Source organism: Streptomyces paradoxus (assembly GCF_014202475.1).
Classification (GTDB): Bacteria; Actinomycetota; Actinomycetes; order Streptomycetales; family Streptomycetaceae; genus Streptomyces; species Streptomyces paradoxus.
On the sequence record NZ_JACHGV010000001.1, the window covers coordinates 868,256 to 888,398 of the forward strand.

At 72.6% G+C, this 20,143-nt stretch carries 17 protein-coding genes; 7 read left to right on the plus strand and 10 right to left on the minus strand.

The genetic code is table 11. The annotated features are described in order from the left end of the window. Nucleotides 1-37: 37 nt before the first annotated feature. Nucleotides 38-1,471, minus strand: coding sequence for a Re/Si-specific NAD(P)(+) transhydrogenase subunit beta (gene pntB, locus HNR57_RS03885; RefSeq protein ID WP_184555814.1), 1,434 nt, complete (start codon nt 1,469-1,471; stop codon nt 38-40). A gap of 6 nt (nt 1,472-1,477) precedes the next feature. Then, on the minus strand, nt 1,478-3,034 hold the full coding sequence (locus tag HNR57_RS03890) for a Re/Si-specific NAD(P)(+) transhydrogenase subunit alpha (protein WP_184555817.1): 1,557 nt from the start codon (nt 3,032-3,034) through the stop codon (nt 1,478-1,480). Between the two features lie 300 nt (nt 3,035-3,334). Here HNR57_RS03890 and HNR57_RS03895 point away from each other — a divergent pair, with 300 nt between their 5' ends. Beyond that, nucleotides 3,335-4,864: an MFS transporter gene (locus tag HNR57_RS03895; RefSeq protein WP_184556602.1), complete on the plus strand. Its 1,530-nt coding sequence runs from the start codon at nt 3,335-3,337 to the stop codon at nt 4,862-4,864. A gap of 9 nt (nt 4,865-4,873) precedes the next feature. Here HNR57_RS03895 and HNR57_RS03900 read toward each other — a convergent pair whose 3' ends face one another. Beyond that, nucleotides 4,874-5,326, minus strand: a complete 453-nt coding sequence (locus tag HNR57_RS03900; protein WP_184555820.1) for a VOC family protein — start codon at nt 5,324-5,326, stop codon at nt 4,874-4,876. A gap of 61 nt (nt 5,327-5,387) precedes the next feature. Further along, nucleotides 5,388-6,584 carry a helix-turn-helix domain-containing protein gene (locus HNR57_RS03905; RefSeq protein ID WP_184555823.1) on the minus strand — a complete coding sequence of 399 codons (1,197 nt, stop codon included), beginning with the start codon at nt 6,582-6,584 and terminating at the stop codon, nt 5,388-5,390. Nucleotides 6,585-6,805: 221 nt separating this feature from the next. Here HNR57_RS03905 and HNR57_RS03910 point away from each other — a divergent pair, with 221 nt between their 5' ends. The 4 genes from HNR57_RS03910 (at nt 6,806) to HNR57_RS03925 (ending at nt 10,655) form a co-directional block, all read left to right on the plus strand. Continuing rightward, nucleotides 6,806-7,618 carry a class I SAM-dependent methyltransferase gene (locus HNR57_RS03910; protein ID WP_184555826.1) on the plus strand — a complete coding sequence of 271 codons (813 nt, stop codon included), beginning with the start codon at nt 6,806-6,808 and terminating at the stop codon, nt 7,616-7,618. A 180-nt stretch (nt 7,619-7,798) separates the two neighbouring features. Then, nucleotides 7,799-9,241, plus strand: a complete 1,443-nt coding sequence (locus HNR57_RS03915; RefSeq protein ID WP_376772155.1) for a family 43 glycosylhydrolase — start codon at nt 7,799-7,801, stop codon at nt 9,239-9,241. A gap of 61 nt (nt 9,242-9,302) precedes the next feature. Continuing rightward, on the plus strand, nt 9,303-10,229 hold the full coding sequence (locus tag HNR57_RS03920; RefSeq protein WP_313672940.1) for a polysaccharide pyruvyl transferase family protein: 927 nt from the start codon (nt 9,303-9,305) through the stop codon (nt 10,227-10,229). A gap of 105 nt (nt 10,230-10,334) precedes the next feature. After that, nucleotides 10,335-10,655 (plus strand): DUF3040 domain-containing protein, encoded by a 321-nt coding sequence (locus HNR57_RS03925; RefSeq protein ID WP_184555832.1) that lies wholly within the window; start codon nt 10,335-10,337, stop codon nt 10,653-10,655. 78 nt (nt 10,656-10,733) lie between these two features. Here HNR57_RS03925 and HNR57_RS03930 read toward each other — a convergent pair whose 3' ends face one another. The 3 genes from HNR57_RS03930 to HNR57_RS03940 all read right to left on the minus strand — a co-directional run bounded on the left by HNR57_RS03930 (nt 10,734) and on the right by HNR57_RS03940 (nt 13,545). Continuing rightward, nucleotides 10,734-11,711, minus strand: a complete 978-nt coding sequence (locus HNR57_RS03930) for a glycosyltransferase family 9 protein (RefSeq protein WP_184555835.1) — start codon at nt 11,709-11,711, stop codon at nt 10,734-10,736. Between the two features lie 236 nt (nt 11,712-11,947). Next, complete coding sequence (locus HNR57_RS03935; protein ID WP_184555839.1) at nt 11,948-12,547, minus strand: HAD family hydrolase; 600 nt, start codon at nt 12,545-12,547, stop codon at nt 11,948-11,950. Then, nucleotides 12,544-13,545 carry a glycosyltransferase family 2 protein gene (locus tag HNR57_RS03940; protein ID WP_184555842.1) on the minus strand — a complete coding sequence of 334 codons (1,002 nt, stop codon included), beginning with the start codon at nt 13,543-13,545 and terminating at the stop codon, nt 12,544-12,546. Before HNR57_RS03940 ends, HNR57_RS03935 begins: the two co-directional genes overlap by 4 nt. Before the next feature lie 146 nt (nt 13,546-13,691). Here HNR57_RS03940 and HNR57_RS03945 point away from each other — a divergent pair, with 146 nt between their 5' ends. Next, a complete protein-coding gene (locus tag HNR57_RS03945) occupies nt 13,692-14,480 on the plus strand; it encodes a polysaccharide deacetylase family protein (RefSeq protein ID WP_376772156.1) in 789 nt (262 codons plus the stop codon). 28 nt (nt 14,481-14,508) lie between these two features. Beyond that, the gene (locus HNR57_RS03950) at nt 14,509-14,949 is read left to right on the plus strand and encodes an SRPBCC family protein (protein ID WP_184555845.1); all 441 of its coding nucleotides are present in this window, start codon (nt 14,509-14,511) and stop codon (nt 14,947-14,949) included. Nucleotides 14,950-14,984: 35 nt separating this feature from the next. On the opposite strand, the gene HNR57_RS03955 is transcribed toward HNR57_RS03950, so the two are convergent. The 3 genes from HNR57_RS03955 to HNR57_RS03965 form a co-directional block, all read right to left on the minus strand. Next, nucleotides 14,985-16,136 carry an XdhC family protein gene (locus HNR57_RS03955; protein ID WP_184555847.1) on the minus strand — a complete coding sequence of 384 codons (1,152 nt, stop codon included), beginning with the start codon at nt 16,134-16,136 and terminating at the stop codon, nt 14,985-14,987. 37 nt (nt 16,137-16,173) lie between these two features. Then, on the minus strand, nt 16,174-17,631 hold the full coding sequence (locus HNR57_RS03960) for an NCS2 family permease (RefSeq protein ID WP_184555850.1): 1,458 nt from the start codon (nt 17,629-17,631) through the stop codon (nt 16,174-16,176). A gap of 111 nt (nt 17,632-17,742) precedes the next feature. Next, nucleotides 17,743-20,142, minus strand: a complete 2,400-nt coding sequence (locus HNR57_RS03965) for a xanthine dehydrogenase family protein molybdopterin-binding subunit (RefSeq protein WP_184555853.1) — start codon at nt 20,140-20,142, stop codon at nt 17,743-17,745. Nucleotide 20,143 lies beyond the last annotated feature (1 nt).

Here is a 20,143-nt window from a genome sequence, read left to right on the forward strand (position 1 = left end):
TCGTGCCCCGCCGGCCCGTACCGGCGGGGCACCGCGCTCAGCGCGAGGTTCCGGCCATCTCCCGGACCGGTGCGTCCAGGGCGTCGAGGCCGCGCAGGATGTCCTCGACGCGCTGCTTGGCGTCGCCGAAGAGCATCTGGGTGTTCTCGCGGAAGAACAGCGGGTTCTGCACGCCCGCGTAGCCGGCGGCCATGGAGCGCTTGAAGACGATCACGTTGGCCGCCTCCCACACGTGCAGGACCGGCATGCCGGCGATGGGGCTCGACGGGTTGTCGGTGGCGGCCGGGTTGACCGTGTCGTTGGCGCCGATGACCAGGACGACCGAGGTGGCGGCGAAGTCGTCGTTGATCTCGTCCATCTCCAGGACGATGTCGTACGGCACGTTCGCCTCGGCGAGCAGCACGTTCATGTGCCCGGGCAGCCGGCCGGCCACCGGGTGGATACCGAACCGCACCTCGACGCCCCGCTCGCGCAGCTTGCGCGCCAGTTCGGCGACCGGGTACTGCGCCTGGGCGACGGCCATGCCGTAGCCCGGCGTGATGATCACCGAGGTGGCGTTGCCGAGGAGTTCCGCGGTCTCCTCGGCGTTGATCTCCCGGTGCTCGCCCTGCTCGTCCTCGTCGGCGGCCGCCGCCGGGGTGCCGAAACCACCGGCGATCACCGAGATGAAGGAGCGGTTCATCGCCTTGCACATGATGTACGACAGGTAGGCACCGGAGGAGCCGACCAGCGCGCCGGTGACGATGAGCAGGTTGTTGGCGAGCAGGAAGCCCGAGGCCGCGGCGGCCCAGCCGGAGTAGCTGTTGAGCATGGAGACGACCACCGGCATGTCACCGCCGCCGATGGAGGCGACCAGGTGCGCGCCGAGGGCGAGCGCGATCACGGTGACCGCGATGAGCAGGCCCATGCCGGGGCGTACGACGAACGCCGCCGTGAGCCCCACGAAGGCCACGAGTGCGCCGATGTTGAGGACGTGCTTGCCGGGTAGCGTGAGCGGACGGGAGTTGATGCGTGCCGAGAGCTTCAGGTACGCGACGACGGACCCCGTGAAGGTGACGGCGCCGATGAACACGCCGATGAACACCTCGGCGTGATGGATCGCCAGCAGCGAACCGGACAGTTCGGCGTCGACGTCCAGGTAGCCGTTCCAGCCGACGAACGCGGCGGCCAGGCCGACGAGGCTGTGCATGATGGCGATCAGCTCCGGCATGCCGGTCATCTCGACCACCCGGGCCCGCCACAGGCCGATGCCCGCGCCGGCGGCCGTGGCGACGGCGATCAGCACGAGCCCGGTCGCGGTGATGCTGCGGGAGGCGAGCCCGACCGTGGCGGCCAGGGCCACGACCATGCCCGCGATGCCCCAGACGACTCCCGAACGGGACGTCTTGTGCTGGGAGAGGCCGGCGAGGCTGAGGATGAACAGCAGCGCGGCGACGACGTAGGCGGCCTGAGCGGCCGTGTCTGTGGTCATCCCTGATCAGCCCTTCGAGAACATGCCGAGCATGCGGCGGGTGACGGCGAATCCGCCGAAGATGTTGATGCTCGCCAGCAGGATCGCGGCGAACGACAGCACGGTGACGGCGGTGTCGCCCTGCCCTATCTGCAGCAGCGCGCCGACCACGACGATGCCGGAGATGGCGTTGGTCACCGACATCAGCGGGGTGTGCAGCGCGTGGTGCACGTTGCCGATGACGTAGAAGCCGATGACGATCGCCAGGACGAACACCGTGAAGTGGCCGAGGAGTTCACTCGGCGAGAAGGCCGTCACCAGGAACAGCGCGAGCGCTCCGGCGGCGACCAGGGCGTAGGAGGACCAGGCCGGGCGGGCGGTCTTCGCCGGTGTCTCGGCGGGGACCGGGTCCGGCTCCTTCGCCCCGCCCGGGGCGGGTGCGGCGGACACCTGGACCGGGGGCGGCGGCCAGGTCTTCTCGCCCTCGCGGACCACGGTCATCGACCGCTGCACCACGTCGTCGAAGTCGAGGACGAGCCGGCCGTCCTTGCCCGGGGTGAGCAGCTTCATCAGGTTGACGATGTTCGTGCCGTACAGCTGCGAGGCCTGGGCGGGGAGCCGGCCCGGCAGGTCGGTGTAGCCGATGATCGTCACGTCGTTGTCGGTGACGACGGCCTTCCCGGCGACCGTGCCCTCGACGTTGCCGCCCTGGGCGGCCGCCATGTCGACGATCACGCTGCCGGCCTTCATGCGCGCGACGTCCTCGGCGGTGATCAGCCGCGGGGCGGGACGGCCCGGGATGAGCGCGGTGGTGATGATGATGTCGACATCGGCGGCCTGCTCGGCGTAGAGCTGCGCGGCGAGCCGGTTGTAGTCCTCGGAGGTGGCCTTGGCGTAGCCGTCGGTGCTGACCTCCTGCTCGGCGGTCACCGTCAGGAACTCCCCGCCCAGCGAGCGCACCTGCTCGGCGACCTCGGGACGCGGGTCGGTGGCGCGGACCACGGCACCGAGGCTGCGGGCCGCGCCGATCGCCGCGAGCCCGGCCACGCCGGCCCCGGCCACCAGCACCTTGGCGGGCGGCACCTTGCCGGCGGCGGTGACCTGGCCGGTGAAGAAGCGGCCGAAGGCATGGGCGGCCTCGACCACGGCGCGGTAGCCGGCGATGTTCGCCATCGAGCTGAGCACGTCCAGAGACTGGGCGCGCGAGATGCGCGGCACCGCGTCCATGGCGAGCACGGTGATCGGCCGCCGCGCCAGCTCCTCGACCAGCTCCGGGTTGAGGGCGGGGCTGATGAGCGCGATCAGCGTCGCGCCCTCACGCAGCCGGCCGGCCTCCTCGCTGGAGGGGCCGTTCACCTTGAGCACGATCTCCGCCTGCCACGGGTCGCCGAGTTCGGCGCCCGCCTCCTGGTAGGCCGCGTCGGAGAAGCGGGACGAGGCTCCCGCTCCCGGTTCGACCACCACGTCGTACCCGAGCGCGACAAGTCTCCCCACGGTGGCCGGCGTCGCCGCCACCCTGGTCTCGCCCGCAGTGGATTCGGCCGGAATGCCGATCCTCTGGGGTTGCGGTTCCGCTGGGACCATCGTCTGCCTCTCCCGTCGTTGGACTGCCTGTCCTCCTTGGTGCCCGCATCCTGCACCTTCGACGCGGCATCCGTGGCGGGCCGTGGTCACATGGCCGACGAGGCCGTCCTCACACCGCCGAGGGGTTGCCGGGAGAGCGTTTCGGGGGTATCAGTGTGACTCCCGGGACGGAAAGAGTCCTGTGATGCGGCACGACACGGCCGGGCGCAGACTGATGTCGTGAGCAGCACGCGCCCGGGGCGCGGCGAGGCCGCGTCTCCCTCCCGATCCGCACCGCAGCAGAGTGTCGCGCTGGCGGCGATGATGTTCGCCGTCGCCATGACGTTCATCGACCAGACCATCGTGTCGATCGCGGCCCCGGACATCGTCCGCGAACTGGGGCTGTCGTCCTCCGGGATGCAGTGGGTGGTCAACGCCTATCTGCTGGCCCTCGCGGCGTTCTTCGCCCTCGGCGGGCGCCTCGCCGACCTCTACGGGCCGCGCCGGGTCGTGATCATCGGCACGCTGGTGTTCGTCGTCTCCTCGGTGCTGTGCGGCTGTGTGCCCGAGGGCGGCGCCGCGCAGGCCTGGCTGATCGTCTTCCGCGCGACGCAGGGGCTGGGGGCGGCCCTGCTGTTCCCCGCGGCCCTGGCCGTGGTGGTCGCGGTGTTCCCGGTCGAGCGGCGCGGGCGTGCCCTCGCGCTGTTCTTCGGGGTCACCGGCGCGCTGACCGCCATCGGCCCGCTGCTGGGCGGCTGGCTCACCAACTGGACCTGGCGGGCCGTGTTCTGGGTCAACGTGCCCGTGGCGATCGTGGCGCTGGCCCTCACGGCCCTGGCGCACATCTCCGACCGGCGGCGCTCCGGCACCCTGGACGTCCCGGGCGCCGCCCTGATCGCGGCCGGCATGGGGCTGAGCGTGCTCGGGTTCCAGCAGGCCTGGTCCTGGGGCTGGGACAGCTGGGCGACCTGGGTGTGCATCGCGGGCGGCCTCGCGATCCTCGCCGGATTCGTCCGCTTCGAGCGGAAGGTGGAGAATCCGCTGATCGACCTGCGGGTCTTCCGGGACCGGGCGTTCACCATGGACGCGGCGGTGCTGTTCTTCTCGATGCTCGCCTTCGTCCCGTTGTTCTTCTTCACCTCCGTCTACGCCCAGGTGTCCCTGAGCGCCTCGCCGAACCAGGCGGCCCTGTTCCTGCTGTACTTCTTCGTCGGTTTCGCCATCGCCTCGCAGTGGGGCGGCCGGATCCTCGACAAGAAGGGCGCCCGCCCGGCCCTGAAACTGGGCACGGCCGTGGGCTGCATGGGTTTCGCCCTGTGGGCCGGCAAGCTCACCGACCTGTCCATGCACGACCAGTGGCCCTACGCGGCCCTGGCCGGGGCCGGCATCGGCTTCGTCCTGGCGCCGGCCTCCACGGACGCCGTCAACCGGGCCATCGGCGCCTCGTACGGCGAGGTCACCGGCATCACCCAGACCGTGCGCAACTACGCGGCGAGCGTGGGCCTGGCCGTCTACGGCACGATCCTCACCCACGTCACGACCGACAAGGTGGTGGGCACCCTGACGTCCGGGGGCATATCCGCCGGGGACGCGAACACCGTGGCCCGCGACGTCACCGAGTCGATCACCGGCAGCGGCGACTCCCGGCCGCCCACCGGCACCGGTCCCGCCGCCGAGGCGGCCCGGGAGTCGATGTCCGCGATCCGGATGGACTTCGCCGAGGCCAACCAGTGGGTGTTCTACGGCATGGCCATCGCCCTGGGCATCGGCTACCTGTGCGCGCTGCGCCACCCGGGCGGCAAGGTGGACGCGAACGCGAAGGTGGAGGAACCGGCCGGGCAGGCCCGCTGACGCCGCGCCTCAGGCGAGCAACTCGTCCGTGCGCTGCTGGATCTGCTCGGGCGTCAGGTCCTCGATCGTCTGGGAGATCATCCAGAGATGGCCGAACGGGTCGGCGAGACGGCCGCCGCGCTGCCCGTAGTGCTGGTCGGCGACGGGGTACACCACGCTCGCCCCGCCCCGCAGCATGGCCTCGGCCACGGCGTCGGCGTCGGACACGTCGAGGGCCATGATCACCGGGCTGCCGCCGAGGGACGCCGGCGCCGGGTCGGCCTCGTCGGCGTCCTTGACCGCGACGACCGCGCCGCCGAGCCGCAGCAGGGCGTGCACGATCCTCCCGTCGGGGCCGGTGTACCGCTCGATCTCCTCGGCGCCGAGCGCGGCCCGGTAGAAGTCGATCGCGCGGGGGCCGTCGGGAACGACGAGCCGGGCGTAGAGCCGGGTGACGGTCTGCTGTGCGGGTGTGTTCGTCATGCCTCCACGATCGCCGGGTCCGGGGATCGTGGATTGTAGAAATCGGCCGGTCCGGGACTGTTCACCTGTCCAGCGGGACGTGGTTGCGTTCGAGCGGCGAGCGCGGTGCGTACGCGGTCGGGGTGATCCCGGCCAGCGCGCGGAACTCGTGGATCAGGTGCGCCTGGTCGTGGTAGCCGCAGTCGGCGGCGAGCGCCGCCCAGTCCGGCGCCCCTGGCCCGGCGTTGACGCGGCGCAGGAGCCGCTGGAAGCGCCGCAGGCGGGCGTACCGTTTGGGCGCGAGTCCCAGCTGGTCGGTGCAGCGCCGGGCCAGCCGCCGGGCGGTCCAGCCCAGCCGGTCGGCGACCTCGGCGACGGGCGTGCCGCGGTCGAGCAGCGCGGCGGCGAGACGGACCGCCGGGTCGGGCTCCAGGGGGCGTCGCGCCCGGGCCAGCAGAGCCGCCTCCAGCTCCCGCAGCCCGGCCTGCGGGCCCCCCGCGGCCACGGCCTCCAGCAGCCGCTCGCGCAGCAGCGCGCCGTCCGTGCCCCACAGCTCGTCGAGCCCGACCAGGTCGTCGCGGACCGCGGAGACCGGGGCGGTCAGGAAGGGGTGGGCGCCCGCGGGCCGGAACGCCACCCACAGGACGGCCCGCTGCTGTGCCGGGTCGATCAGGGCCGGCTCCGTGTACGGCCCCTGCACGGCAGCGCCCCCGGTACGCCGGTCCGGGCCCCGCAGCGGGGAGGAGGACAGGGCGTCCCCGTCGAGGTTGACCAGCAGTTGTGCCCCGCCCGTCGGCAGGGCCAGCTCGGCGGTGTGCACGAACCGCGCCTCGGCATAGCCCATCGCGCCGATCAGCGGCACCAGGGCTCCCACCGACGGGCGGACGGTGAGCGAGACCGGCGTCCGCTCCGCCGCGGGAGCCGGACGGGCCGGACGGGTCATGGGTCCAGCGTACGGCCGGGCGACGCCCGTGCGGGAGCTGCACCGCCAGCCACACCGCATGGTCCGGCTCCAGCTGCCCGCCCTCGCGGGTGTCCAGCCGGCGGCGCGGGCACGCCGGGTGCCCAGGGCGAGATCGAACGGACCCTCGGGTTCTAGCGCATCGTCGACGTACACGCCGGGGCGTCCGTCGACGTGCCGGCTGACGTAGACGACCGGCATGGCGAGGTCGTCCAGCCGGGCCGTCTCCTCGTCGGTGAGGCCGAAGGAGAACACCAGCAGCGCGTCCGCGTTGCGCCGGGCCGGGAGAGGCTCGAAGAACACGGTGCGCTCGGCCATGCCGGGGCCGCAGGATCGACTCGAACTCCTCCCGTACCTCGGAGTGCCGCACCCGGGCGCGGACCGGGAGCGGCACCTCGTGCAGCCGACCCACGTCATCCCCCGGACCACGACCGCCCCGCCTCCCGGCCCGAGCCCCAACTGCCGTCGGACTGACGGAAATCAGGGCGGCCCGCCGCGGGCCCTGCCTAGACTCGGCCCCGAGACGAGGGGGCTGCCGTATGACCACCGGGGCGAACACCGTCGGAGACGTCTTCAGCGCGGGAGCGGAGGAGTTCCACCTCTGGTCCGGGGCGCTGTGGGACCCGGTCGGGGCGGCGACGGCCGCCGTGGCCGCCCCGACCGCCGGCGAGTCGGTGCTGGACGCCTGCTGCGGGGCAGGGGCGTCGGCGCTGCCGGCCGCGCGGGCGGTGGGTCCGGCGGGGCGGGTGGACGCCGTGGACCTCGCGGCCGGGCTGCTGTCGATCGGCGAGCGCCGGGCGCGGGAGGAAGGCCTGGACCACCTCCGCTTCCACCGCCACGACGTCACCTCGTGGCCCGTGACCGGCGACGGCTACGACCTCGTACAGTGCGCGCTCGGTGTGTTCTTCTTCCCGGACATGGACCGGGACACCGCGGCACTGACCCGAAAGGTGCGCCCCGGTGGCCGGTTCGTCGTGACGGTCTGGGAGAAGGGCGCGCTCGACGGCTGGCAGTCGGCCCTCCGGGAGGCCGTCCTGATGGAACGCGACCTCCCCCACCGGCCGCAGCGGGACCAACTCGCCCGGATCGACACCGCGGACACCCTGGCGGCCTGGCTCCAGGACCTCGGCGGCAGCGTGCCCCGGGTCGTCCGGCGGCAGTTCGACACTCCGCTGTCCCCGGCCACGGCCTGGACCCTCGCCACCGGCAGCGGCACGCGCGGGATGCTCACCGGGCTCTCACCGGCCGCCGTGGAGCGGGTGCGCGCCGAGTTCACCGCCCGGATCGCCGCGGCCGGGGTCACCGACCTCGACGTGCGCATCCTCACGGGAACGGCCAGCTTCACCGGCTGACCCCGCCGCCCCAGGGACCGAGCGTTCGCCGTGCTCGGGCGTCACGCCTGCGCGAACCGTTGACGACGGTGAGAGCCGCCCTTATCTTCTGACCACTTCTTGGCCGAATTCACGAACCACGTTCGAAATGACGGACAAGGGCGGCTCGTTCCCATCCCGATCACCCGCTGGAGAACCCCCTTGAGACGCATAGCCGTACGGCTGCTCCTGGCCGCCCTGATGGCCTTCGCGACCTGCCTGGCGTCAGCGCCCGCCCGGGCCGCCGTGCCCGACTCCCCCGCCGTCACCTACACGAACCCGATCGCGGAGAAGCGGGCCGACCCCCACATCTTCAAACACACCGACGGCTACTACTACTTCACCGCGACCGTCCCCGAGTACGACCGCATCGTGCTGCGCCGGGCGACCACCATCCAGGGCCTGAAGACCGCACCCGAGACGACCATCTGGACGAAGCACGCCAGCGGTGTGATGGGCGCCCACATCTGGGCGCCGGAGATCCACTTCATCGACGGCAAGTGGTACGTGTACTTCGCGGCGGGCGCCACCAACGACGTGTGGGCGATCCGGATGTACGTCCTGGAGGGCACCGGCGCCAACCCGCTCACCGCCACCTGGACCGAGAAGGGTCAGATCAGGACCCAGTGGGAGAGCTTCTCCCTGGACGCCACCACCTTCGTCGTGAACGGCGTGCGCTACCTGGCCTGGGCGCAGCGCGACCCGTCGGTGAACAACAACACCGATCTCTACCTCGCGAAGATGGCCAACCCCTGGACGATCACCGGCACTCCGGTGATGCTGTCGCGGCCCACCTACTCCTGGGAGACCGTCGGCTACAAGGTCAACGAGGGCCCGGCCGTGATCCAGCGGGGCGGCAAGGTGTTCATGACGTACTCCGCGAGCGCCACCGACGCCAACTACTGCCTGGGCATGCTCACCGCCTCGGCCGGCGCGAATCTGCTCAGCCAGGCGTCCTGGGACAAGAGCCCCACCCCGGTGTTCGCCAGCAGCGCCGCGACCGGCCAGTACGGCCCGGGCCACAACTCCTTCACGGTCTCCGAGGACGGAAAGAGCGACATCCTCGTCTACCACGACCGCGGCTACAAGGACATCAGCGGCGACCCCCTCAACGACCCCAACCGCCGCACCCGCGTGCAGAAGGTCTACTGGAACGCCGACGGCACCCCGAACTTCGGCATTCCGGTGGCCGACGGCGTCACCCCGCAGCGCTTCTCCTCGTACAACTTCCCGGACCGGTTCGTCCGGCACTACGACTACCGGGCCCGGATCGAGGCGAACGTCACCAAGCTCGCCGACTCGCAGTTCCGCGTCGTGCCGGGCCTCGCCGGCAGCGGCACGGTCTCGCTGGAGTCGGCGAACTTCCCCGGCCACTACCTGCGGCACGAAAACTTCGAGGTGTGGCTGCGCAAGAACGACGGCAGCGCGCAGTTCGCGTCCGACGCGAGCTTCCGGCAGCGCGCCGGACTCGCGGACCCCGCGGGCGTGTCGTACGAGTCGCACAACTACCCGGGGCGATATGTCCGCCACTGGGAGTACCTGCTGAACGTGCAGGCGGTGAGCACGGCGACCGACCGGGCGGACGCCACCTTCTACGGCCAGTGACGACAGACCGTATGCGAGTAATGCCCTGATTGTCTTGCTGATGGGCGGGCACTCAGGGCCTGTGCAGACACAACAGGGCAAACGACCGCGCAGGGTGCTGCTCACCGGCTGGTTCAGCTTCCGGGACCGGGAGGCGACCGCCGGGGACGTGCTGGCCCTGCGCCGGGTGGAGGACGTGATGCGGGGGACGGGCATCCCCTACGACGTCGCCTGGAGTCCCCGTTTCCGCCCGGAGGCACTGCATCTGGACCGGCTGTGGCCCGAGGACTACACCCACCTCGTGTTCGTGTGCGGCCCGCTGCACGGACCGCAGGTGGAGGAGCTGCACCGGCGGTTCGCGCACTGCGTGCGGATCGCCGTGGGCACCTCGGTGATCGACCCCGGCAGCCCGGCCGTGACCGGCTTTCACCGGGTGCTGCCCCGGGACGGGCCCGACAGCGAGCCGGTGGAGGACCTCGCGGCCCGCGCCCCGGACGTGCCGGCGCGGCCCGTCGTCGGGGTGATCCTCGCGCACGGGCAGCACGAGTACGGGCAGCTGCGGCGGCACGGGCAGGTCGCCGAGGAGGTGACGCGCTGGCTGGCCTCCAAGGACTGCGGACGGCTGGAGCTGGAGACCCGGCTGGACACGCACGACTGGCATCTGAGCGCCACGCCCGCACAGCTGCAGTCCGTGCTGGCCCGGCTGGACCTCGTCGTCACCGACCGGCTGCACGGGCTGGTCATCGCGCTGCGGGTGGGCACACCGGTGCTGGCCGTCGACCCGGTCGCGGGCGGGGCCAAGCTGACCGCGCAGGCCCGGGCCTGTGGCTGGCCCGCGCTGGTGCCCGCCGAGCGGCTGGACGTGCGGCAGTTGGACCGCTGGTGGGACTGGTGCCTGACCGGCGGCCGGGTGACCGCGCGGCAGATCCGCGACGGGTTCCGCGAGGGCTCCGTGCCGGACAGCGCGGACCGGCTCGTCGAGGCGCTGGCGCGGCCGGTCCCCGGTTAGCCGGAGGCCACCACGGGGCACCCGCTTGTACGTCCCCCGCTGTACTTCCCCCGCCGCACGTCCCCCCGGGAGGAGAGACGGTCCGGCCGCCCGGAAGGAGAGAGCGTGTCCATCGGCCGACTTCCCGAGAACGAGCAGCGCATCCTCGACGAGATGGAACGCGCTCTGCGCCGCGACCGTCGCCTCGACCGCAAGCTGCGCACCCACCGAGTGAGCCGCCGCCCCGATCCCGCCCGCGTCCTGGCCCGACTGGCCTCCTACCGCCCCCGCGTCTGGACCGTCGTGCTCCTGCTCGCGGTGTCGGCCGGGCTGATGGTCGCCGGGATCGTCACGTCCGAGCCGGGTGTGATCTGGGCGTTCGCCGCGCTGTGGCCCCTGACGATGTTCGCCGCGTTCCGGCTGATGTGCCGGTGCTGCGACGGCTGAGCGCGGCCCTGTCCGGCCAGGGGGTGTCCGCAAAGTCGCGTCGTTCGCGCGGGACAGGCGGGACTTTGCGGACACCCCCTAAGGCCGCGGGGCGCCGGACAGTTCATCGACGGCCCCGAGGACGTCCTCGACGGTGATGCGCAGGAGCGCCGGGTCGGTCCTGCGGCCGTGCGGGTCGCCCTCCGGGCCGTGCCACAGGGCGCGGTGACGCGGGTCGGGCGGCGGGCCCCACCGGCTCGGCGCGACCGGGCCGAACAGCGTGACGGAGCGCGTGCCGTGGGCGACCGCGAGATGCGCGATACCGGTGTCGCCGCTGATCACCGCGTAGGCGTCGGCCACGAGAGCGGACAGCCGTGCGAAGGGCAGGCCGCCGGCGAACACGTCCGTGTCCGGCAGACCGGCCTGTTTGGCGAGCCGGGCCACCAGGTCGCCCTCGGCCGGGCCGCCGGTGACCACGGTCCGAAGACCCCGGTCGCGCAGTCCGGCCGCGACGGCCGCGTACCGCTCGACGGGCCAGCAGCGCGCGGGTGACCCGGCACCGGGGTGCAGGACGACGGCGCCGGGCGCCGGGGACGCGGTCCGCGGGCGGGGCAGCAGCAGATCGCCCGGGTCGGCGTCGATGCCGTACGCCCGCAGCAGCCGGCACCAGCGGTCCCGTTCGTGCTCCTCCGGGTACCAGGGGGGACCGTCGAGCCCGGGCAGGTCCGGGTGGGCGAAGGCGAGCAGCTTCAGCGGGCGCAGGGCCAGCAGCAGCCGGTGGCTGGGCGGGCCGTTGCCGTGCAGGTCGACGGCGATGTCCGGGGGCGGGCCGGTCCAGTCGAGGGTGCGCGGAACGGCCCGGCCGGGGGCGGAGGCGGGCAGCAGCCGGTCCACGGCCCCCGTCGCCTCCGCGACCGGCGCGAGTTCGGCCGGCGCGGCCAGCACGAGTTCGTACTCGGGGTGGGCCCGCCGCAGGGCGCGCAGCGCGGGGACACCGGCGAGGAGGTCACCGAGCCCGAGGGCGCGCAGGACGAGGAGGCGGGGTCGTACGGGCTGCGCCGTCCGGTCCGGAGTCATGCCAGCAGCCTGCCGTGCGCACACGGCATCCGCCGCCGCAGGCCCGCTCATCGGGTGCCGTACGGCCCGGCTGCGGCCGGGCCGGGCCGACGACGGCCCCGTGCGATACCGACCACCGCGGTTACCTGACGAGCACGGCCCTGAGGCCGGCCGCGTACGCGCAGCGGCTGGTCGGCAGGAGCCGCGCAACACCGCCCCACACGGGCACCCACCCGATCCGCCCCCAGGCGCAGCCGTCACGGATGGCCGTCCGGGCCCGGGCCGGAGGTGAACGCCTGCTGGATGGGGCGTTCGTCGGCGAGGACGCGGCCCCTGGGCGGCTCGTCGAGCACCGCGCGGACGGCGGTGTGCAGATCGGGGGCGATGTGGTCCGCCCGCGCGGGCTCCTCGGGGCGGGTGCGTCCGTTGGGGACGAGGATGCCGTGGGCGCCCGCGCGGCGCGCCGCCTCCGCGTCGGCCGCGGTGGAACCGATCACGACGAGTTCGGCGGGCCCGGTGCAGATCCGCCCGCCGGCCCACAGCAGCATGCCGGGCTGCGGCCTGCGGCAGTGGCAGCCCTCGTCGGGACCGTGCGGGCAGACGGCGAACACGTCGAAGGGGCCGAGGAGTTCGTCGACGCGGTGGTTGACGCGGCGGACGTCGGCGGCGGTGAGCAGCCCCTGGGCGACGCCCGGCTGGTCGGTGACGACGCCGGTGCGGATGCCGTGCTCGCGCAGCAGGGCGAGTGCCTCGCGGGCGCCCTCGACCGGGCGGACGCGGTCGGGGCCGGTGGGGTCCGGGACGTCCTCGACGAGCGTGCCGTCGCGGTCGAACAGCACGGCCTTCACCGGGCTCACGGGGTGGCCTCCTCCTGCCAGGCGGGGGTATGACGGTGGCGCCAGGCACCCGCCAGCCGGTGCCAGGTCGCGGTGGGCGGGATGAGCACGCTGGTCGCCAGCATCGTCGTCACCTCGTGGCGGGTGCGCGGGCCGGGGACGATACGGGCGCGGGCGAACTCCGCCGTGCCGGCCGCCCAGCCGAGCGCACAGGCCGACGCGGCCCGGCCGTGCCCGGTTGCGGCGAGGGCGCAGGCCGCGACCCCGGCGGTCGTGATGGCCGCGTGGGTGCGGATCCGGCCGCGCGGCGCGACGGCCTTGTCCCACCAGTCGGGACCGTGCAGATGCCGCATCAGGGCGTCGTCGGCGTTGCCGCGCTGCTGGCGTACGGACACCCAGCGGGAGGCGGAGCGCACGGGGTGGCGGGTGGTGCGGTGGCCCTGCCGGATGCGCCAGCCCGAGTCGAGGACGCGCAGCGCGAGGTCGGCGTCCTCGCGGAAGGCGCGCCGGAAGCGTTCGTCGAAGCCGCCGACCTGCCGGAGGACCTCCGTGCGGTAGGCCATGTCGGCGGTGACCCAGTGCGCCCTGACGAGCCCCGCGGTGCCGCGTTCCCAGTCGGTGGGGCGGCGTTCGCCGGGCAGCGGCACGGCGAGGACGCCCTGGACGCCCGCGGTGTCGTGCGACGCCTCGGCGAGGTCCTCGGCCAGCTGGTCGCACCAGCGGGCCCCCACCTGGACGTCGTCGTCGAGGAACACGGTCCACGGCGTGTGCACGGCGCGCAGCCCGGTGTTGCGGGCGGCGGCGGGCCCACGACCGCCGCCGCCCAGCACGGTGGTCCGCTCCCGCAGGTCGCCGAGGACGCTCAACGGGTGCTGCAGCGGCCCCGGTTCGGGGTCGGTCCGGTCGTCCACGAGGACGATCTCCTCGGGGCGCGGTCCGGTCGCCGCGGCGAGCGCGGCGAGACAGTCGGCGAGGGTGTCCGGTACGAGGGTGGGGATCACGACGGCGTACGGGGTCATGCGTGCGGCCCTCCCTCCTGCGGCGTGCGCGGACTACCGTGCTGGCGAGTGCCGCGGAACGGCTCCGTCAAACACCAGGTCAGGCCGGTCAGGGAACGCCTCGGAGACTATAAACCGCGCGTATACACGCGATGTATAGTCCCGGCATGCCTTCTCTGACCAAGAAGATGACGAAAACGGGGACCGCGTTCCGAACGGCCGGAACGCTCGCGGTGACCGCCGCCCTCACCCTCGCCCTGAGCGGCTGCACGGGCACCGACACCACGGCTCCCAGCACCGTCAGGGCCCGCCCGGCCACGGACATGGAGCCGGCCCGCTTCGGCGCCGTCGACTGCCGCGAGGTCAAGTGCATCGCACTCACCTTCGACGCCGGGCCCAGCGAGCACTCCGCGCGGCTGCTGGACATCCTGAAGGAGAAACAGGTCCCGGCGACCTTCTTCCTCCTCGGGAAGCGGCACATCGAGAAGTACCCGGAGCTGGTGCGGCGCATGGCCGACGAGGGGCACGAGGTGGCCAGCCACACCTGGGACCACAAGATCCTGACCGAGCTGAGACCCGAGGAGATACGCGAGGAACTGGAGCGCCCCAACAAGGAGATAGAACGCCTCACCGGCCGGCGCCCGACCCTGATGCGCCCGCCGCAGGGCCGCACCGACGACACCGTGCACGCCATCTGCCGCGAACTGGGCCTCGCCGAGGTGCTGTGGAGCGTGACGGCCAAGGACTACCAGACGACCGACTCCGACCTGATCACCCGCCGCGTTCTCGCCCAGTCCTCCCGGGACGGGATCATCCTCCTCCACGACCTCTACGACGGCACGGTGCCTGCGGTCCCGGGGATCATCGACGCGCTCAAGGAACGCGGCTACGTCTTCGTGACGGTGCCTCAGCTCCTGGCACCGGGGAAGGCGGAGCCGGGCGAGGTGTACCGGTGACGCCCCGCCGGTTCCCTACGATCGAGGGGTGGCGAACTTCCTGCTCGAACGCACCGTTCCGCTCCCCCTCGACGAGGCGTGGCGGCGGATCACCCGGTGGCAGCGGCACGGTGACGCGGTGCCGCTGACGGTGGTCAGGGTCGTGCCGCCCGGGCCGACACGCGAGGGCACGCTCGTCGTGGCCCGCTCGGGCGCCGGGCCACTGGTCTTCGACGACCCGATGGAGGTCACGGTGTGGCGGCCGCCGCGCGACGGGGCCACCGGGTTGTGCCGGCTGGAGAAGCGGGGACGGGTCGTCCTCGGATGGGCGGAGCTGGAGGTGCGGCCGGGGCCGGGAGGGCGTTCCCGCGTGGTGTGGCGGGAGGAGATCCGCATCCGGTTCCTGCCGTCACTCTTCGACGGGGTGGTGCGGCGCTCCTCGCGCCACGTGTTCGGGCGGGCCCTGAACCGTCTGCTCAGGCAGCCCTGACCCATAGGCCCCGGCACGGCGTTCCCGGCCGGGGCTCAGGCCACCGATCCGATCCGGCCCATGGCCGCCGACTCCGGCTCGTGGTGGATCGGCGTGTGCGCCCCGGTCAGCGAGACCCCGCTGCCGCCACGCCGCGCGGCGACGATCTCCGCCGCGATCGACAGGGCCGTCTCCTCGGGCGTACGGGCTCCGAGGTCCAGTCCGATCGGCGAGCGCAGGCGGCTCAACTCCAGGTCGGTGACGCCGACTTCCCGCAGGCGGGCGTTGCGGTCCAGATGGGTGCGCCGGGAGCCCATGGCACCGACGTACGCGACCGGAAGGCGCAGCGCCAGCTTCAGCAGGGGGACGTCGAACTTGGCGTCGTGGGTCAGCACGCACAGGACCGTACGGGCGTCGACGTCGGTGCGCTCCAGGTAGCGGTGGGGCCACTCGACGACGATCTCGTCGGCCTCCGGGAAGCGCGTCCGGGTGGCGAAGACGGGGCGCGCGTCGCACACCGTGACGTGGTGGCCGAGGAACTTGCCGACGCGGACCAGGGCGGCGGCGAAGTCGATCGCGCCGAACACGATCATGCGGGGTGGGGGGACCGAGGACTCGACCAGGACGGTGAGGGGTGCTCCGCAGCGCGAGCCCCGCTCGCCGATCTCCAGGGTGCCGGTGCGGCCGGCGTCCAGGAAGGCGCCGGCCTCGGCGGCCACCGTGCGGTCCAGTTCCGGATGGGCGCCGAAGCCGCCGTCGTACGAACCGTCGGGGCGCACCAGGAGGGCCCGGCCCATCAGTTCGGGCGGGCCCGACGCGATCCGCGCCACCGCCGCCGCCTCCCCTTCGGCGGCGGCGGCGAGCGCGGACGCGACCACCGGGCGGACCGGATCGGCGGCCCGTACCGGGGTGACCAGGATGTCGATGACGCCGCCGCAGGTCAGGCCCACGGCGAAGGCGTCGTCGTCGCTGTATCCGAAGCGCTCCAGGACGGTTTCGCCGTCCCGCAGCGCCTGTTCGCACAGTTCGTAGACCGCGCCCTCCACGCAGCCTCCGGAGACCGAGCCGATCGCCGTGCCGTCGGCGTCCACCGCGAGCGCGGCACCGGGCTGCCGGGGCGCGCTGCCGCCGACGGCCACCACGGTGGCCACGGCGAAGTCACGGCCCTGCCCGGCCCACCGGTTCAGCTCCTCGGCGATGTCCAGCATCTGTCTCGGTCTCCTTGTGGTTGCGGGAGGGCCGGCGTCAGTGGACGCCCAGCCAGCTCTCGATCGGGTTGAGGGCGAAGTAGACGAGGAACACCGCCGTGAGGATCCACATGAAGGCGCCGATCTCACGCCACTTGCCCTGGGCGGTCTTGATGGCGGCGTAGGAGATGACGCCCGCGGCGACACCGGTGGTGATGGTGTACGTGAACGGCATCAGCACGACCGTGAGGAACACCGGGACGGCGGTGGCCCGGTCGGCCCAGTCCACGTGCCGGGCGTTCATCAGCATCATGGCGCCGATGACGACGAGGGCGGCGGACGCGACCTCCTGCGGCACGATCGCGGTGAGCGGGGTGAAGAACAGGCAGGCCGCGAAGAACAGGCCGGTGACCACGGAGGCCAGGCCGGTGCGGGCGCCCTCGCCGACGCCCGTGGCCGACTCGATGAACACCGTCTGGCCGGAGCCGCCGGACACGCCTCCGATCGCGCCGCCGGCCCCGTCGATGAACAGCGCCTTGGACAGGCCCGGCATGCGGCCCTTGTCGTCGGCGAGCCTGGCCTCGGTGCCGACGCCGATGATGGTGGCCATCGCGTCGAAGAACCCGGCGAGCACCAGGGTGAAGACGATCATGCCGACCGTCATCGCGCCGACCTCGCCCCAGCCGCCGAACCGCACGTCCCCGAAGAGCGAGAAGTCGGGCATGGAGACGGCGCTGCCGTGCAGTTCGGGTGCGCCGCCCGCCCACTGCTTGGGGTCGACGACGCCGGCGGCGTTCAGGACCGCCGCGACGACCGTGCCGCTGACGATGCCGATGAGGATGGCGCCCGGGACGTTCCGGGCCTGGAGCATGAAGATCAGCAGCAGGGTGCCGGCGAAGAGCAGGACGGGCCAGCCGGCCAGTTCGCCCGCCGGGCCGAGCGCGAGCGGGGTGGCCTCGCCCTGGTGCACGAAGCCGGACTTGTAGAACCCGATGAGGGCGATGAACAGGCCGATGCCCATGGTGATGCCGTGCTTGAGCGCGAGCGGGATCGCGTTCATGATCATCTCGCGCAGGCCGGTGACGACCAGCAGCATGATGACCACGCCGTACATCACGCACATGCCCATCGCCTGCGGCCAGGTCATCTCGGGTGCGACCTGGGAGGCGAGGACCCCGGAGACGGACAGTCCCGCGGCGAGGGCCAGGGGCACCTTGCCGACGAAGCCCATCAGCAGGGTGGTGAAGGCCGCCGCGAACGCGGTCGCGGTGATCAGGGCCGGCTGGGCGAGCGTGTCCCCCGCGGCGTCCTTGCCGGACAGGATCAGGGGGTTGAGCAGCAGGATGTAGGCCATCGCCATGAAGGTCGTGATGCCGCCGCGCACTTCACGGGCGACCGTCGACCCTCTGTGGGATATGTGGAAGTACCGGTCGAGCCAGGACCGTCCGGCCGGGACGCGGGTGCCTTCGCCCGCGTCCTCGGCTGTGGCCCTCGGCTCCAGTGATTGCTGGGTCATGGGTGCCGTCTCCCAAGTTTCAAAGGGGGTTGGGATGTTCACGACCCGGGGGACGGCCCGAGACGAACAAGAAACCTGGGGGACGAAGCCCCCCAGGGGGATCGTGACTGCTCAGCCCTCGGAGAGCTGCGTACCCGTCAGGTGCTCGGGCCTCACCGGAGTCCGGTTCAGTTCGAGCCCGGTCGCGTTCCGGATCGCCGCGAGGACGGCCGGGGTCGACGACAGGGTGGGTGCCTCACCGATGCCGCGCAGCCCGTACGGGGCGTGGTCGTCGGCGAGTTCGAGGACGTCGACCGGGATGGTCGGCGTGTCGAGGATGGTCGGGATCAGGTAGTCGGTGAAGGAGGGGTTCTTGACCTTCGCCGTCTTCGGGTCGACGACGATCTCCTCCATGACCGCCACGCCCAGGCCCTGCGTGGTGCCGCCCTGGATCTGGCCGAGCACCGACAGCGGGTTGAGCGCCTTGCCGACGTCCTGGGCGCAGGCCAGTTCGATGACCTTCACCAGGCCGAGCTCGGTGTCGACCTCGACGACGGCCCGGTGTGCGGCGAAGGAGTACTGCACGTGCCCGTTGCCCTGGCCGGTGCGCAGGTCGAAGGGCTCGGTCGGCCGGTGCCGCCACTCCGCCTCGACCTCGACGGTCTCGTCCTCCAGGACGTCGACCAGGTCGGAGAGGACCTCGCCGCCGTCGGTGACGACCTTGCCGCCCTCCAGGAGCAGTTCGGCCGTCGCCCAGGCCGGGTGGTAGGAGCCGAACTTGCGGCGCCCGATCTCCAGGACCTTCTCGCGGACCAGCTCGCAGGAGTTCTTCACCGCGCCGCCGGTGACGTACGTCTGCCGCGAGGCCGACGTCGAACCGGCGCTGCCCACCTGGGTGTCGGCCGGGTGGATGGTCACCTGCGTGACGCCCAGCTCGGTGCGGGCGATCTGCGCGTGGACGGTGACGCCGCCCTGGCCGACCTCCGCCATGGCGGTGTGCACGGTGGCGACGGGCTCGCCGGCGACGACCTCCATGCGCACCTTGGCGGTGGAGTAGTCGTCGAAGCCCTCGGAGAAGCCGACGTTCTTGATGCCGACCGCGTAGCCGACCCCGCGGACGACGCCTTCGCCGTGCGTGGTGTTGGACAGGCCGCCCGGCAGCTGCCGTACGTCGGCGCCCTCGCTGGACTCCCACTGGCGCTCCGGCGGCATCGGCATCGCCTTGACACGCCGCAGCAGTTCGGCGACGGGGGCCGGGGAGTCGACCGGCTGCCCGGTCGGCAGGAGCGTGCCCTGCTCCATGGCGTTGAGGCGGCGGAACTCCACCGGGTCCATGCCGAGCTTCGCGGCGAGCTTGTCCATCTGCGCCTCGTAGGCGAAGCACGCCTGGACCGCGCCGAAGCCGCGCATGGCGCCGCAGGGCGGGTTGTTGGTGTAGAGGGCGATGGCCTCGATGTCCACGTCCTCGACCACGTACGGGCCGACGGACAGGGAGGAGGCGTTGCCGACGACGGCCGGGGAGGCGGAGGCGTAGGCGCCGCCGTCCAGGACGATCCGGCACTTCATGTGGGTGAGCTTGCCGTCCTTGGTGGCCCCGTGCTCGTAGTACAGCTTGGCGGGGTGGCGGTGGACGTGCCCGAAGAAGGACTCGAACCGGTTGTAGACGATCTTGACGGGCTTGCCGGTGCGCAGCGCCAGCAGGCAGGCGTGGATCTGCATCGACAGGTCCTCGCGGCCGCCGAACGCGCCGCCGACGCCCGACAGCGTCATGCGCACCTTGTCCTCGGGCAGGCCGAGCACGGGCGCCATCTGGCGCAGGTCGCTGTGCAGCCACTGGGTGGCGATGTAGAGGTGGACGCCGCCGTCCTCCTCCGGCACGGCGAGCCCGGACTCGGGACCGAGGAAGGCCTGGTCCTGCATGCCGAAGGTGTACTCGCCCGTGACGATCACGTCGGCCCGCTCGCGCGCCGCCGCCACGTCACCGCGGATGATCGGCTGGCGGTGCACGATGTTGGGGTGCGGGACGTGGCCGGCGTGGTGGTCGTCGCGGTTCTCGTGGATCAGGATCGCGTCCGGGGCGGTGGCGGAGGCCTCGTCGGTGATGACGGGCAGCTCGCGGTAGTCCACCTTGATCTTCGCGGCGGCGCGGCGCGCGGTCTCCGGGTGGTCGGCGGCGACGAGGGCGACCGGCTCACCGTGGTGGCGGACCTTGCCGTGGGCGAGGACCGGGGTGTCCTGGATCTCCAGGCCGTAGTTCTTCACGGCCGTGGGCAGGTCGTCGTACGTCAGGACGGCGTAGACGCCCGGCATCGCCAGCGCCTCGCCGGTGTCGATGGAGACGATCTCGGCGTGGGCGACGGTCGAGCGGAGGATCTGCCCCCACAGCATGTCCTCGTGCCACATGTCGGACGAGTACGCGAACTCGCCGGTGACCTTGAGGGTGCCGTCGGGGCGGAGCGTGGACTCGCCGATCCCGCCCTTGGTCTGGGAGCCCTGGGTGATCTTCGTGGGGGTTCCACTGGGGGAAGCCATG

What these genes read in the sequence shown, in the direction of transcription:
- pntB (WP_184555814.1), bottom strand. Translation starts at nt 1,471, where the DNA reads ATGACCACAGACACGGCCGCTCAGGCCGCCTACGTCGTCGCCGCGCTG.
- HNR57_RS03890 (WP_184555817.1), bottom strand. Translation starts at nt 3,034, where the DNA reads ATGGTCCCAGCGGAACCGCAACCCCAGAGGATCGGCATTCCGGCCGAA.
- HNR57_RS03895 (WP_184556602.1), top strand. Translation starts at nt 3,335, where the DNA reads ATGATGTTCGCCGTCGCCATGACGTTCATCGACCAGACCATCGTGTCG.
- HNR57_RS03900 (WP_184555820.1), bottom strand. Translation starts at nt 5,326, where the DNA reads ATGACGAACACACCCGCACAGCAGACCGTCACCCGGCTCTACGCCCGG.
- HNR57_RS03905 (WP_184555823.1), bottom strand. Translation starts at nt 6,584, where the DNA reads ATGGCCGAGCGCACCGTGTTCTTCGAGCCTCTCCCGGCCCGGCGCAAC.
- HNR57_RS03910 (WP_184555826.1), top strand. Translation starts at nt 6,806, where the DNA reads ATGACCACCGGGGCGAACACCGTCGGAGACGTCTTCAGCGCGGGAGCG.
- HNR57_RS03930 (WP_184555835.1), bottom strand. Translation starts at nt 11,711, where the DNA reads ATGACTCCGGACCGGACGGCGCAGCCCGTACGACCCCGCCTCCTCGTC.
- HNR57_RS03940 (WP_184555842.1), bottom strand. Translation starts at nt 13,545, where the DNA reads ATGACCCCGTACGCCGTCGTGATCCCCACCCTCGTACCGGACACCCTC.
- HNR57_RS03945 (WP_376772156.1), top strand. Translation starts at nt 13,692, where the DNA reads ATGCCTTCTCTGACCAAGAAGATGACGAAAACGGGGACCGCGTTCCGA.
- HNR57_RS03955 (WP_184555847.1), bottom strand. Translation starts at nt 16,136, where the DNA reads ATGCTGGACATCGCCGAGGAGCTGAACCGGTGGGCCGGGCAGGGCCGT.
- HNR57_RS03960 (WP_184555850.1), bottom strand. Translation starts at nt 17,631, where the DNA reads ATGACCCAGCAATCACTGGAGCCGAGGGCCACAGCCGAGGACGCGGGC.
- HNR57_RS03965 (WP_184555853.1), bottom strand. Translation starts at nt 20,142, where the DNA reads ATGGCTTCCCCCAGTGGAACCCCCACGAAGATCACCCAGGGCTCCCAG.